Here is a 13,148-nt window from a genome sequence, read left to right on the forward strand (position 1 = left end):
GGAGACATCACCATGGAGCTCACGACCGTCTGGTTCGTCCTCATCGCGGTCCTGTGGACCGGCTACCTCGTGCTCGAGGGGTTCGACTTCGGTGTCGGCATGCTGCTCGGCCTCCTGCCCAAGAAGGGCGACAAGGAGCGCGAGCGGCGCGTCATGATCAACACGATCGGCCCCGTCTGGGACGGCAACGAGGTGTGGCTGCTCACCGCGGGCGGCGCGATGTTCGCGGCGTTCCCCGAGTGGTACGCGACCCTGTTCAGCGGGTTCTACCTGCCGCTGTTCCTCATCCTCATCGCGCTCATCGTGCGCGTCGTGGCGTTCGAGTGGCGCGGCAAGATCAACGACGACCGCTGGCGCACCTGGGCCGACCGCGCGCTGATCTTCGGCTCCTGGCTGCCGTCCGTGCTGTGGGGCGTCGCCTTCGCGAACATCGTGCGCGGGGTCGAGCTCGACGCCGACCACCAGTACGTGGGCGGGTTCTTCGCGCTGCTCAACCCGTTCGCGCTGCTCGGCGGCGCGGTCACCACGCTGATCTTCCTCACGCACGGCGCGATCTTCCTGGCGCTGAAGTCCGACGGCGACATCCGCCGTCGCGCGGGAGACTTCGCGGCGCGCTCGTCGGTCGTGACGCTCGTCGTCGCCGGCGCGTGGGCGATCTGGGCGCAGCTCGCCTACTCCGACAACGCGTGGACGTGGGCCGCCGTGGCGGTCGCCGCCGTCGCGCTCGTGCTCGTGGTGCTCGCGACGCGGGCACGACGCGAGGGCCAGGCGTTCGTCGCCTCGGCCGTCGCGATCGTGGGCGCCGTCGTGCTGATCTTCGGCTCGCTGTTCCCCGACGTGATGCCCGCGTTCGACCCGGCGAACTCGCTCACGGTCGACAACGCGTCGTCGACCGACTACACGCTCACGGTCATGACGTGGGTCGCCGTGGTCCTCACGCCGCTCGTGCTGCTCTACCAGGGCTGGACGTACTGGGTGTTCCGCAAGCGACTGACCACCGACCACATCCCGGCGCACACCGGCCTGACGTTCCGCCGCGACGAGCCCGCGGCCGTCGCGGCCGGCTCGTCGGGCGAGGGATCCGGCACGATCGAGGCGTGAAGCCCCTCGACCCGCGCCTGCTGCGCCACGCCCGCGCGGCGCGGTGGTACGTCGCCCTGACCGTCGCGCTCGGCATCGTCACCGCCGCGCTCGTCGTGGCCCAGGCACTCCTGCTGGCGCACGCCCTCGGGCGCGCCGTGAGCGACGGCGTCGCCCTCGGCGCGCGGGCATGGGACGCGGTCGCGCCGCTCGTCGGCTGGTTCGCGCTCGTCGTGGCGGCGCGCGTGCTCGTGACGGTCGTGCAGGAGCGGTACGCCCACCGGGCCGCCGCCCGGGCCGTCGCCGAGCTGCGCGAGCAGGTGGTGGCGCGCGCGACCGCCCTCGGGCCGCGCCGGCTCGGCGACGGGCGCGCCCCCGAGCTGGTCACGCTCGCGACGCGCGGGCTCGACGACCTCGAGCCGTACTTCGTGCGGTACCTGCCCCAGCTCGTCCTCGCCGCGACGGTCACACCCGCGACCCTGCTCGTCGTCCTCGAACTCGAGTGGGTCTCGGCGGTGATCCTCGTGGCGGTCCTGCCCCTCGTGCCGATCTTCATGTGGCTCGTCGGTGTGCTCACGCAGGGCCGCTCGGAACTCGGGCTCGCCGCGATGCAGCGGCTGTCCGCACAGGTGCTCGACCTCATCGCGGGTCTGCCGACGCTGCGCGCGCTCGGTCGCGAACGCGGCCCGGGTGCCCGCGTGCACGCCCTGGGCGACGCGCACCGGCGCGCGACGATGGGCACGCTGCGCATCGCGTTCCTGTCCGGCATGGTGCTGGAGCTGTTGTCGACGCTGTCGGTCGCGCTCGTCGCGGTGGGTATCGGCCTGCGCCTCGTGCACGGCGACCTCGACCTCGTGACGGGCCTCGCGGTGCTGGTGCTCGCCCCCGAGGTGTTCGCCCCGCTGCGCGCGGTGGGTGCGCAGTTCCACGCCTCGACGGACGGCGTCGCCGCCGCCGAGGCCGCGTTCGCGGTGCTCGACGAGCCCGCCCCGGACAGGTCGGGCACCGCGCCGGCACCCGACCTCCCCCGCGTCGGTGTCCGCGTCGAGCACGTGAGCGTGCGCACCGCGCGCGGCGAGACGCCGCGTGACCTGTCGTTCGCGGTCGTCCCGGGCCGCGTGACCGCGCTCGCGGGGCCGCCCGGGTCCGGCAAGTCGACCGCGGTCGAGGTGCTGCTGGGGCTCCTCACGCCCGACGAGGGCGTCGTGCGGGTCGGCGACGACGTCGTGGTCGCCGCGCACGAGCCCGGCGCCGTGGACCTCGAGACGTTCTGGCGGCAGGTCGCCTGGCTCCCCCAGCGGCCGGTCCTCGAGCCCGGCACGCTCGCACAGGTCGTCGGCGGCGACGACGAGCAACGCCGGCGCGCGGCGGAGGTGACCGGGCTGGACGCGGTCGTCGTCGACCTCCCCGACGGCTGGTCGACCCGCATCGGTCGCGGCGGTCACGGGCTGTCCGTCGGCCAGGCGCAGCGCGTCGCGCTGACCCGCGCGCTCGTGGGCTCGGCGCCGCTGGTGGTCCTCGACGAGCCCACCGCCCACCTGGACGACGTCGCCGAGCGCACCGTCCTGCGCACGGTGGCCGCGCTGCGCGACGCGGGACGCGCGGTCCTGCTCGTCGCGCACCGCGCCGCCCTGCTCGCGTGCGCGGACGACGTGGTCACGCTGGACGACGCGCACCTCGCGGCGGTGACGCGATGACGACGACCGCCATGACCGCGAGCCCCGAGACCGCGCGCCCCGACGACGTCGCGGTCCCCCCGCGCGGGACGCTGCGCCGTGCCGTCGCCCTGCTCGAGGTCGACCGCCGACGCTTCGCCCTCGCGGTCGCGCTCGGCACGCTCGCGCTCGGCTGCGCGGTCGCGCTGGCGGCGGTCTCCGCGTGGCTGATCGCACGTGCGTCGCAGATGCCGCCGGTGCTCACGCTGTCCGTCGCCACGGTCGGGGTGCGCGCGTTCGGCATCGGTCGCGGCGTGCTGCGGTACGTCGAGCGGCTGGTCTCCCACGACCTCGCCCTGTCCGGCATGACGCGGCTGCGCACCACGCTGTACGAGAGGCTCGCGGACGGTCGCGCGGGGGCGGTGCTCAGCGTGCGCCGCGGCGACCTGCTCGCACGGGTCGGGGCGGACGTCGACGACGTCGGCGACCTCGTGGTGCGCGGTCTGCTGCCCGCGGCCGTCGCGGCCACGCTCGGCGTCGCGACCAGCGCCGCGATGATCCTCATCTGGCCGCCGGCGGGGCTCGCGCTCGTCGCGTGCCTGCTGCTCGCCGGGGTGGTCGCCCCGTGGCTCGCCGGCCGCGCCGCTCGCAAAACCGAGCGCCTGGGCGCCCAGGCGCGGGCGGACGTGAACGCCGAGGCGCTCGGTCTGCTCGACGACGCCGGTCCGCTCACCGTCGCGGGCCGCGTGCCCGCGCGCCTGGACGCGCTGCGCGACGCGGACCGCCGGGCGCGGGGCGCCGTCGACGCAGGGGCAGGCGCCGCCGCCGTCGCAGCGGGGCTCGGGCTGCTCGCGACGGGCCTTGCCGTGCTCGCCGCCCTGGTCACGGGTGTGCCGGCCGTCGGCGACGGGCGCCTGGACCCCGTGCTGCTCGCGGTCGTGGTGCTCACGCCGCTCGCGGCCTTCGAGGCGACGTCGGTGCTCCCCCAGGCCGCCGTGCAGGTGCACCGCTCACGTGCCGCGGCGGCGCGCATCCTCGCGCTCGTCGACGCCGCGGATGCCGCGGACCCTGCGGACCCTGCAGGCATCGCGGCGCCGCCTGCCGTCGCACCCGGGCCGTCGCCCACCTCTGCGGCTCTCCTCGGCTCCCCCGCGGACGACGGGCCCACCCCGCACCTCGCCGCGCGCGGGCTCGTCGTGGGCTGGCCCGGTGGGCCGCCGCTCGTCTCCGGCCTCGACCTCGACCTGCGCCCCGGCCGGGTCGTCGCCGTCGTCGGCCCGAGCGGCACCGGCAAGACCACTCTCCTGCTCACGCTCGCGGGCCTGCTGCCGCCGCAGGGCGGCTCGTTGACGCTCGACACGGACCCGCGGCTGACGCCCGGCACCGCGGTCGCGCTCACGGCCGAGGACGCGCACGTCTTCGGCACGAGCGTCCTGGAGAACCTGCGTGTCGCACGCGGCGACGTGAGGGACGACGAGGCGCGCGACGCGCTCGAGCTGGCCGGGCTCGGTCCCTGGGTCGCGGGCCTGCCCGACGGTCTGGCGACCGTGCTGGGGCCTGACGGCCGCACGCTGTCGGGCGGCGAGCGGCGCCGCCTGCTGCTCGCCCGCGCGCTCGTCGCTCCCGCGCCGCTGCTCCTGCTCGACGAGCCGACCGAGCACCTCGACGTCACCGGCGCCGACGCGGTGCTGCGCACGCTGCGCGCGCAGGCCGACCGCGGCGTGCTCGTCGTCACGCACCGCCTGACGGGGCTCGAGGTCGTCGACGAGGTCCTGCGGCTCGCCGACGGTCACGTCGCGGCGCGCGGGACCCACGCGGACCTCCTGGCGCGTGACGCCGACTACCGTGAGGCCGTGTGGCACGAGACCGAGGACCGCGCATGAGCGACGACACCAGCGTCACCGACCTGATCGGGTCGGGTGACGACGGGCTGGTACCCGTGGCCGGCACCCCGTTCACCGGCGGTGTGATGTCCGACTCGCACGCGAACCCCGTCCCGCTGACCGGCGACGCGCTCACCGACCTGCTCGATGCGATCCTCGCCGTCGCCAGCGAGCTCGAGCTGCCGGCGGTGCTCAACCGCTTCGTGCAGGTCAGCGCCGAGCTCACGGGAGCGCGGTACGGCGCCATCAACGTGCTCGACGGCAACGGCACGTCGACGACGTTCGTCTACACCGGCATCCCCACCGCGGTCGCCCGCATGATGAAGCACGCCCCCCACGCGCGCGGCGTGCTCGGCCAGATCCCCGCGGTCGGCGCGCTGCGGCTCGACGACCTGCGCGAGCACCCCGCCTTCCAGGGCTGGCCCTCGAACCACCCGCCGATGGGCTCGTTCCTCGGGGCGTCGGTGCGTGTCGGCGAGCACGTGTTCGGCCAGCTCTACCTCTCGGAGAAGCCCGGCGGCTTCACCGAGTCCGACGAGCAGACCGTGATCGCCCTCGCCGCCGCGACCGGCGTCGCGGTCGAGAACGCCCAGCTCTACGCCGAGTCCGCGCGCCGCGAGCACTGGCTGCGCGCCGGTCAGGAGATCACGACGATGCTGCTCGAGGGCGTCGACGAGGAGGACGCGCTCGCGCACATCGCCGCGACCGCACGTGCCGTCGCCGGCGCCGACACCGCCGCGCTCGCGCTGCCCGGCGTGGGCGGGCGGCTGTTCATCGAGCTCGCCGACGGTCACAACGCCGACGAGCTCGTCGGCGTCGCGATGCCCGAGCACGGGCGCGCGTGGACCGTGATGACCGAGGGCCACGGGCTGCTGACGCCGTCGCTGTCCGCGTCGCGCAACGTCAAGGTCGAGCAGATGCGCGCGTTCGGACCGGCGATGTTCGCACCGCTGCAGACCTCGGGCCGCGGCGTCGGCGTGCTCATCCTGCTGCGGCGCGTCGGGAGCCTGCCGTTCGAGGAGAGCGACCTCACCACGGCCGAGTCGTTCGCGGCGCAGGCCGCGCTCGCGTTCGTGCTCGCCGAGGCCCGGCACGCCCAGGACATCGCGGCGCTGCTCGACGAGCGCGAGAGGATCGCGCGCGACCTGCACGACATGGCGATCCAGCAGCTGTTCGCCACGGGCATGCAGCTCGAAACCGTCCGGCGACGCGCCGCACGCGGAGTCGAGGCCAGCGAGCTCACCTCGATCGTCGAGGAGGCCCTCGACAACGTGGACTCCTCGGTCCGGGAGATCCGCACGATCGTGCACGCGCTGCGTGACCCCGACGCCGCGACCGGCCTCGTCGAGCGACTGCGCCGCGAGGCCTCGCTGGCCCGCACCGGGCTGGGCTTCGCCCCGTCGCTCGTCGTGACCCTCGACGGCGCTCCCCTGTCCGACGACGGTCTCGACGAGGACCGGCTCGACGAGCGCGTCGGCCTCGCGCTCACCGACGACGTCGTGGCCGTCGTGCGCGAAGGACTGGCGAACGCCGCGCGGCACGCGCACGCGCAGTCGGTGACCGTGCGCGTCGACGTGCGCGGCCAGGGGCCGCTCGGCTCGGTGCGCGTCGAGGTCGAGGACGACGGCGTCGGGCTGCCCGCCCAGCGGGACCGCCGCTCCGGGACCGGCAACCTCGCCTCACGCGCGCGTCAGCACGGCGGCACGTTCACGATCGGTGCCGCACCCGCCGGCCGCGGCACGCTCCTGAGCTGGCAGGTCGCGCTCGACTGAGCGTCAGTGCCCGGGCTCGGCCCGCCAGCTCGAGTGCTTGCGCGACGCGACCCACGCGGCCACCTGCGTGCGCCGCTGCAGGCCCATCTTCGCCAGCAGCGACGTGATGTGGTTCTTGACGGTCTTCTCCGCCACCCCGAGGCGCTCGGCGATCTCGCGGTTCGACAGGCCCTCGCCGATGAGGTCGAGCACGCGCAGCTCGCTGGGCGTGAGGTTCTCGGTCGGGTCGTCCTGACCCGCCCGACGGCGCGTGACCGTGCGCTCGTCGAGGAGCGTACGGCCCGCGGCGACGCTACGGATCACGTCGGTGATCTCGGCACCGCGCACGGACTTCAGCAGGTATGCGGCGGCGCCGGCCTCGAGCGCGGCGGCCAGTGCGTCGTCGTCGTCGAACGACGTCAGGACGATCGCCCGAGCGGCAGGGTGTGCCTCGCGCACCTGCTTCATGAGGTCGATCCCCGTCCCGTCGGGGAGCTGCAGGTCGACGAGCATCACCTGGGGGTGGACGAGCGTCGCACGACGCACACCGTCGGCCACGGATCCGGCCTCGGCGACGACGGTCATCCCCTCGGTCCGCTCGACGACCTCGGCGATCCCTCGTCGGACGACCTCGTGGTCGTCGACGATCATGACCGTGATAGGTCCCTGCTTCCCGGGGGCGGCATCAAGGTTCGGCACGGTGGCATCGTATCCAGGCATGAGGACGATCCTGTTGCCCACCACGCTCGACGAGCGTGTCGACCTGCCTGCGGGGTGGCGTTCGCTCCCGTACGACCCGGCCCTGCCGCTGCCGACCGAGGGTCAGGACGCCGAGGTCCTCGTCGTGTGGGGCAACCGCCGCGCCGCGCTCGCGGACGCCGCCGAGCGCCTCGGCGACCTGCGCTGGGTCGCGTGCCTCGCGGCCGGCACCGACGCGATCGACGACGCCGGGTTCGACCCCGGCGTGCTGGTGACCTCGGGGCGAGGGCTGCACGACGGCCCCGTGACCGAGCACGCCCTCGCGCTCGTGCTGGCGTGCGCGCGTCGCCTGCCGGACCTCGTGCGCGCCCAGGACGAGCGCCGCTGGGCGGGCGAGCTCGGCGGCGTCCAGCCGGTGCACGACACGCAGGTGCGCACGCTGGCCGGCGCGCACGTCGTCGTGTGGGGCTTCGGCTCGATCGCCGCGCGGCTCGCCCCGCTGCTCGTCGCACTCGGTGCGAGCGTCACCGGCGTCGCGACGAGCGCGGGCGAGCGGCACGGGTTCCCCGTCGTCACGCCCGACGAGCTGGGCACCGTCCTGCCGTCCGCGGACGTGCTGATCGGCATCCTGCCCGCGACCCCGCAGACGCGGCACGCGATCGGTGCGCCCGTGCTGGCTCAGCTCCCGCAGCGGGCGTTCGTCGTGAACGTCGGCCGGGGCAGCACGCTCGACGAGACCGCGCTGCTCGACGCGGTGCGCACGCGACGTCTCGCGGGCGCCGCGCTCGATGTGTTCGAGCGCGAGCCACTGCCTGCGTCCAGCCCGCTGTGGGGCGAACCGCGGATCCTCGTGAGCCCGCACGCCGCCGGCGGGCGGCCGCAGCACGCGGGCACGTTCCTCACGGCCGCCCTGCGCGCGTACGACGCGGGCCAGGATCCGCCCAACGTCGTGCCGCGCACGGGCGCCAGCGCCCCGAGGCGCTGACCGGGCCGGGCCCGGGCCTGGCTCAGCCGCGCTTCGTGCGGCGCTGGGGGTCGCGGGGCGCGCGCGGAGGCGGCTGGCACCGCGGGCAGAACGCCGCGCTGCGGTTCATGAACTCCACCCGCCTGATCGGGGTGCCGCACCGCGGGCACGGGCGGCCCTCCTGCCCGTAGACCGCGAGGCTGCGGTCGAAGTACCCCGACGCGCCGTTGACGTTGACGTACAGCGCGTCGAAGCTCGTCCCGCCCTGGACCAGCGCCTCGCTCATGACCTCGGCCGCCGCGTCCAGCACGCGCGAGACGTCGGCCGGTCGCAGGGCCGCGGTCGGACGTGCGAAGTGCACCTGAGCGCGCCACAGCGCCTCGTCGGCGTAGATGTTCCCGATGCCCGAGACGAGGCCCTGGTCGAGCAGCGCGCGCTTGATGCCCGTGCGCCGGGAGCGGATCGCGCGCACGAGCGCCGGGCGGTCGAGCACCGGGTCGAGCAGGTCGCGCGCGATGTGCGCGACCGGCTCGGGCACGGTCGGCGACGACGAGCCGCGGCCCCCGGGTGCGCCGTCGGCGGTGGGGACCAGGTCCTGCACGCTGACATGGCCGAACGTCCGCTGGTCGACGAAGTCGAGAGCCCCGCCGTCGTCGAGGAGCAGGCGCACGCGCAGGTGCGGGTGCCCCGCCCCGTCCGCCGCGACCGCCTCGGCCGAGCGGACGAGCAGCTGACCGCTCATCCCGAGGTGGACCAGCATCGCGTCGTCGCTCTCGCCCTCGGGCCGCGCGAGCGGGACCCACAGGAATTTGCCCCGGCGCACCGCCGCGGCGAGCGTGCGGCCGTGCAGGCGTCCGGCGAGGTCCGCGGGACCACCCAGGTGCCGTCGCACGCTGTACTCGCGACGCACGTCGACGCCGAGCACACGACGACCCACCACGTGCCGCTCGAGCCCGTCTCGGACGGTCTCGACCTCGGGGAGCTCCGGCACGGCTCAGCCCGCGGAGGTGGCGAGGCCCGCGCCCTCGACGTCGGCGCCCTGGAGGTCGGCTGCGACGCGCTGCAGGGCCAGGTACGCGGCCTCGGCCGCCTGCTGCTCCGCGAGCTTCTTCGCCGGGCCCACGCCGGTGCCCCGCACCTCGCCGCCCACGACCGCGTGGGCGGTGAACGTCCGCGCGTGGTCCGGGCCCTCGCCCTGCACGTCGTAGTGCGGAGCGCCCAGACCCAGGCCCGCCGACAGCTCCTGCAGCGACGTCTTCCAGTCGAGCCCCGCGCCGAGGTGGGCCGCGTTCGCCAGCGTCGGTCCGACGAGGCGCTCGACGACCGCGCGCGCGGTCTCGAGCCCGTGCGAGAGATAGATCGCGCCGAACACGGCCTCGAGCGTGTCGGACAGGATCGAGTCCTTGTCCCGCCCGCCGGTCGCGAGCTCACCCTTGCCGAGCAGCACGTACCGCCCGAGGTCCAGCTCGCGGGCGACGCCCGCGAGGCCGCGCTGCGAGACCGTCGCGGCACGCATCTTCGCGAGCGATCCCTCGCTCTCGTCGGGACGCGACCGGTAGAGCGACTCGGTCACCACGAGGCCCAGGACGGTGTCGCCCAGGAACTCCAGGCGCTCGTTGGTGGGGATGCCACCGGCCTCGTGCGCGAACGACCGATGGGTCAGGGCCAGCACGAGAAGCTCGGGGTCCAGGTGGACCCCGAGCTTCTCGAGAAGTTCAGTGGCCGAGCCGTCCTTGCCGGCGTTCATGCCGAGCTCCTGGACGTCACGACTGCACGCACCCGCGTCAGCGGGCGTCGTGCTCGCTGCGCAGCGCCTCGGCGTACTGCCGGCCGTTGTAGGCACCGCACGACGGGCACGCCGTGTGGGGCTTCTTGTCGGCCTTGCAGGTCGGGCACGCGGTGATCGTCGTGGCAGTGGTCTTCCACTGCGACCGACGCGCACGGGTGTTGCTGCGCGACATCTTGCGCTTCGGAACCGCCACGGCTAGCTCTCTTTCGTCTCGTCGTCCTGGCTCGCCAGTCCGCCCAGGGCGGCCCAGCGAGGGTCAAGCGTCTCATGCGAATGGTCAGGGTCGTCCGCCAGGGGCGCTCCGCACTCGGAGCACAGACCCGGGCAGTCCTCGCGGCACAACGGCTGGAACGGCAGAGCCGGCACCACCGCGTCCCGCAGCGCGGTCTCCAGGTCGATCAGGTCGCCCTGGAGCTCACGCACGTCCTCGTCCTCGTCGCCCGCCTCCGTCGCAGCAGCCTGGCGCTCGGGGTAGACGTAGAGCTCCGCGAGCGTGACGTCGACATCCTCGACGACCTCGCCCAGGCAGCGCACGCACTCCCCGATCGCCCGGCCACGGACGGATCCGGTGACCAGGACCCCCTCCATGACGGCCTCGAGCCGCAGATCCAGCTCGACGTCCGCCCCTTCGGGGATGCCGATCACGTCGGTACCGAGATCAGCAGGAGCGGAGACGGTGCGCTGCACAATCCGCGTCGATCCCGCACGTCGACCGAGCTCGTGGGTGTCGAGCACGAAGGGCGAGCGGGGATCGAGGTGAACTGGGCGGTGCACGGCCGTCCCCTCGTCGTCTTGCTGCTTCTGCAGATCTCGGTCCGCCGACCGGCAGGACCAACGCGCAACTCTACAGGTCGGGGCGAACGCCCCCCAAATCGCGCCGACGTGACCGAGGCCACGTCCGGCCGCTTCCCGCGGTCGACCCGCGCCCCCGAGCACCGCCCGGTCGGCTGGGCCGCCCTCAGGCGTCCGTCGAGAGGCGTCCGGCGAGCTTCGCCCGGCCCGCCTGGACCTGCGCGAGCACCTTGCCGAGGTCGATCTCGAAGTCCGCGAGGCGTCGGTCGCAGTAGTCGTCCGCGTCGCGGCGCAGCTCGTCGGCGGTGCGCTGGGCGTCCGCGACGATCTCGACGGCACGCTCCTGCGCCGCGGTCACGACCGTCTCCCGCGCGACCAGGTCGGCCGCGTCCGTGCGCGCCCGCTCGAGGATCCTGTCGGCGTCCTCCTGCGCCGCGGTCCGCGCGGCGTCCGCGTCCGCGAGGACCTGGTCGGCACGCGTCAGCTGGTCCGGCAGCACCTCGCGCGCCTGCGCGACGAGGTCGAGCAGCTCGGCACGGCTGACCAGGACCGACGACGACATCGGCATGTTCCGCGCCGCGACCACGGCCTCCTCGATCGCGTCGAGCACGCCCGTCAGGCCTTCCGTGCGCTCCTCGGCCTCGCTCACGACTTCCTCCTCCCGACGCCTGGGCGGCCGTCCGCCGCCCGGGTGCGCAACCCCCAGCCTCGCACCCCGGGCCCGTGCGTGCGCCTCACGCGCGCGCCGCCCACGCCGCACGCACCGCGTCCGCCACCCCGGGCGGCACGAGGTCGTCGATCGGTCCGGCGAACCGCGCCACGTCCTTGACCAGGGACGACGCGATGTGCGCGAGCGCGGGGTCACCCACCACGAACACGGTCTCGACGCCGGTCAGGTGACGGTTCATGAGCGCCATGGGCAGCTCGCCGTCGAAGTCCGCTCCCCCGCGCAGACCCTTGACGACGGCCACGGCGCCGACCTCGCGCACGAAGTCCGCCAGCAGTCCGGGCACCACCTCGACCCGCACCCCGGGGTCGGCCGCGAACGCCTCGCGCGCGAGTGCGACCCGGTGCTCGGCCGCGAGCAGCGGGGACTTCGCGGAGTTGCGTGCGATGCCCACGACGACCTCGTCGAACATCGACCGAGCGCGCCGCACGACGTCGACGTGGCCCAGGGTCAACGGGTCGAACGACCCGGGGCAGACAGCGAGGCTCACGTGCGTCAGCCTAGCCAGCGGCCCGCGGGGCCCGGTGCATCACGCGCAGCGTCGCAGCGTCGTCGAGCAGCACGTCGCCCACGCCGACGAACCCGAGTCGCTCGTAGAGCACCACGTTGCGCTGCTCGGCCGTGCACAGCCAGGCGGTGATGCCCCGGCGGTCGGACGCCGCGAGCCCGCGCGTCGCCAGCAGCGTGCCCAGACCGCGGCCCTGCTGATCGGGGCGGACCGCGAGCAGGTGCAGGTACGTCGCGGTCTCGGCGGGCGCGAGCGCCGACGTGCGACCGAGCGTGGCGAACACATGGGCGGCTCGCTCGGGGCCGACGACGGCGGAGACGACGCCGGGCACCGACGGCAGGGTCGCCAGGACCGGGTGGTCGTCCGGGACGTCCGGCGGGCGCCACGCAGCCACTGCCGCGACCGAGCCGTCCACCTCGACCACCTCGACCTGCCCGACCGCGACGTAGCGGTCGACGAGCGCGCCGAACCACGCGCGCACACCTCGTCCCGCGTCGCCTCGTCGGGCAGCGCCCAGCGGACCAGCGCGTCGTCGTGGAACGCCCGGGCCATGACGGTCCGGATCGCCGGGACGTCGTCGGCGCGCGCCGAGCGCGCCGTGGGCTCCTGCGTCATCCGTGCTCCCTCTCCTCGTCCCGTACGGCGTCAGCCTCGTCCGGCTCCGCGAACCACACCGCGGTCTCGCCGTAGGAGCGCGCGTCGAAGCGGCTCAACCCGTCGGGCCAGTCGGGCTCGGGCGCACGGCCCGAGCGTTCGACGACGACCACCGCGCCGTGTCCGAGGGTCCCGACGAGCCCGCGCAGCACCGTCCCGAGGTCGGCCTCGGGCAGGTCGTACGGCGGGTCGATCAGCACGAGGTCCCACGGCGCGAGCGGGGGTCGCTCGACGAAGCGCTCCGCTCTCTCGGCGGCGACGGCGACCCGGTCCCCCACGCCGAGGGTCACGACGTTGCGCCGGCACACGTCCGCAGCCTGGCGGGCGACCTCGACGAGCGTGACCGCGGCGGCGCCCCGGCTCACGGCCTCGAGCCCGAGCGCACCCGAGCCCGCGTAGAGGTCCAGGACGCGCGCCCCGGCGATGACGTCGAGGTGCTCGAGCCGCGAGAAGAGCGCCTCGCGCACGCGCTCGCTCGTCGGACGCGTGCCGGCACGCGGCACCTGCAGCACGCGCCCCCCGACGCTGCCCGCGACGATCCTCGTCACGCCGTCCTCCCGTCCCGGCTCGCACCCGCCGCGCCCGGACGGGCGGGCGGTGTGCGCACAGCCTCACCCACGACCGGCCCGGGCGTCACGTCGCGGTG

At 74.9% G+C, this 13,148-nt stretch carries 14 protein-coding genes; 5 read left to right on the forward strand and 9 right to left on the reverse strand.

What is annotated here, in order from left to right; all coding sequences use genetic code 11:
* The first annotated feature begins 12 nt into the window (after positions 1–12).
* The 4 genes from cydB to CGE01nite_RS03495 are packed head-to-tail and all read left to right on the forward strand — an operon-like array spanning position 13 to position 6,390.
* Positions 13–1,101, forward strand: coding sequence for a cytochrome d ubiquinol oxidase subunit II (gene cydB / locus CGE01nite_RS03480; RefSeq protein ID WP_141369019.1), 1,089 nt, complete (start codon positions 13–15; stop codon positions 1,099–1,101).
* Positions 1,098–2,777, forward strand: coding sequence for a thiol reductant ABC exporter subunit CydD (cydD, locus tag CGE01nite_RS03485; protein ID WP_141369021.1), 1,680 nt, complete (start codon positions 1,098–1,100; stop codon positions 2,775–2,777). Before cydB ends, cydD begins: the two co-directional genes overlap by 4 nt.
* Positions 2,774–4,618, forward strand: coding sequence for a thiol reductant ABC exporter subunit CydC (gene cydC, locus CGE01nite_RS03490; RefSeq protein ID WP_229747401.1), 1,845 nt, complete (start codon positions 2,774–2,776; stop codon positions 4,616–4,618). The genes cydD and cydC overlap by 4 nt, the downstream gene beginning before the upstream one ends.
* Positions 4,615–6,390 carry a GAF domain-containing sensor histidine kinase gene (locus tag CGE01nite_RS03495; protein WP_141369023.1) on the forward strand — a complete coding sequence of 592 codons (1,776 nt, stop codon included), beginning with the start codon at positions 4,615–4,617 and terminating at the stop codon, positions 6,388–6,390. Before cydC ends, CGE01nite_RS03495 begins: the two co-directional genes overlap by 4 nt.
* A gap of 3 nt (positions 6,391–6,393) precedes the next feature.
* Here the strand turns inward: CGE01nite_RS03495 and CGE01nite_RS03500 are convergent, their stop codons facing one another.
* Positions 6,394–7,020, reverse strand: coding sequence for a response regulator (locus CGE01nite_RS03500; protein WP_048343472.1), 627 nt, complete (start codon positions 7,018–7,020; stop codon positions 6,394–6,396).
* Between the two features lie 67 nt (positions 7,021–7,087).
* On the opposite strand from CGE01nite_RS03500, the gene CGE01nite_RS03505 reads away from it, so the two are divergent.
* Entirely contained in the window at positions 7,088–8,053 is a 966-nt protein-coding gene (locus CGE01nite_RS03505) for an NAD(P)-dependent oxidoreductase (protein WP_141369025.1), read from the forward strand.
* A 22-nt stretch (positions 8,054–8,075) separates the two neighbouring features.
* On the opposite strand, the gene mutM is transcribed toward CGE01nite_RS03505, so the two are convergent.
* The 8 genes from mutM to rsmD form a co-directional block, all read right to left on the reverse strand.
* Positions 8,076–9,023, reverse strand: coding sequence for a bifunctional DNA-formamidopyrimidine glycosylase/DNA-(apurinic or apyrimidinic site) lyase (mutM, locus tag CGE01nite_RS03510; protein WP_141369027.1), 948 nt, complete (start codon positions 9,021–9,023; stop codon positions 8,076–8,078).
* A gap of 3 nt (positions 9,024–9,026) precedes the next feature.
* Complete coding sequence (rnc, locus tag CGE01nite_RS03515) at positions 9,027–9,779, reverse strand: ribonuclease III (RefSeq protein ID WP_141369029.1); 753 nt, start codon at positions 9,777–9,779, stop codon at positions 9,027–9,029.
* 37 nt (positions 9,780–9,816) lie between these two features.
* The gene (rpmF, locus tag CGE01nite_RS03520; protein ID WP_048343468.1) at positions 9,817–10,014 is read right to left on the reverse strand and encodes a 50S ribosomal protein L32; all 198 of its coding nucleotides are present in this window, start codon (positions 10,012–10,014) and stop codon (positions 9,817–9,819) included.
* A 2-nt stretch (positions 10,015–10,016) separates the two neighbouring features.
* Complete coding sequence (locus CGE01nite_RS03525; RefSeq protein ID WP_141369144.1) at positions 10,017–10,595, reverse strand: YceD family protein; 579 nt, start codon at positions 10,593–10,595, stop codon at positions 10,017–10,019.
* 184 nt (positions 10,596–10,779) lie between these two features.
* The gene (locus tag CGE01nite_RS03530) at positions 10,780–11,262 is read right to left on the reverse strand and encodes a hypothetical protein (protein ID WP_048343466.1); all 483 of its coding nucleotides are present in this window, start codon (positions 11,260–11,262) and stop codon (positions 10,780–10,782) included.
* Positions 11,263–11,347: 85 nt separating this feature from the next.
* Positions 11,348–11,830, reverse strand: a complete 483-nt coding sequence (gene coaD / locus CGE01nite_RS03535; protein WP_141369031.1) for a pantetheine-phosphate adenylyltransferase — start codon at positions 11,828–11,830, stop codon at positions 11,348–11,350.
* A gap of 10 nt (positions 11,831–11,840) precedes the next feature.
* On the reverse strand, positions 11,841–12,329 hold the full coding sequence (locus CGE01nite_RS03540; protein ID WP_229747400.1) for a GNAT family N-acetyltransferase: 489 nt from the start codon (positions 12,327–12,329) through the stop codon (positions 11,841–11,843).
* 130 nt (positions 12,330–12,459) lie between these two features.
* Positions 12,460–13,050, reverse strand: coding sequence for a 16S rRNA (guanine(966)-N(2))-methyltransferase RsmD (rsmD, locus tag CGE01nite_RS03545; RefSeq protein ID WP_048343463.1), 591 nt, complete (start codon positions 13,048–13,050; stop codon positions 12,460–12,462).
* Between the last annotated feature and the right edge of the window lie 98 nt (positions 13,051–13,148).

Origin of the sequence: Cellulomonas gelida (genome assembly GCF_006538725.1) — a bacterium.
Classification (GTDB): domain Bacteria; phylum Actinomycetota; class Actinomycetes; order Actinomycetales; family Cellulomonadaceae; genus Cellulomonas; species Cellulomonas gelida.

Bases quoted from the DNA above. Each gene is read 5' to 3' on its own strand.
- cydC (WP_229747401.1), top strand. From the start codon at position 2,774: ATGACGACGACCGCCATGACCGCGAGCCCCGAGACCGCGCGCCCCGAC.
- CGE01nite_RS03495 (WP_141369023.1), top strand. From the start codon at position 4,615: ATGAGCGACGACACCAGCGTCACCGACCTGATCGGGTCGGGTGACGAC.
- cydB (WP_141369019.1), top strand. From the start codon at position 13: ATGGAGCTCACGACCGTCTGGTTCGTCCTCATCGCGGTCCTGTGGACC.
- rnc (WP_141369029.1), bottom strand. From the start codon at position 9,779: ATGAACGCCGGCAAGGACGGCTCGGCCACTGAACTTCTCGAGAAGCTC.
- CGE01nite_RS03500 (WP_048343472.1), bottom strand. From the start codon at position 7,020: ATGATCGTCGACGACCACGAGGTCGTCCGACGAGGGATCGCCGAGGTC.
- CGE01nite_RS03505 (WP_141369025.1), top strand. From the start codon at position 7,088: ATGAGGACGATCCTGTTGCCCACCACGCTCGACGAGCGTGTCGACCTG.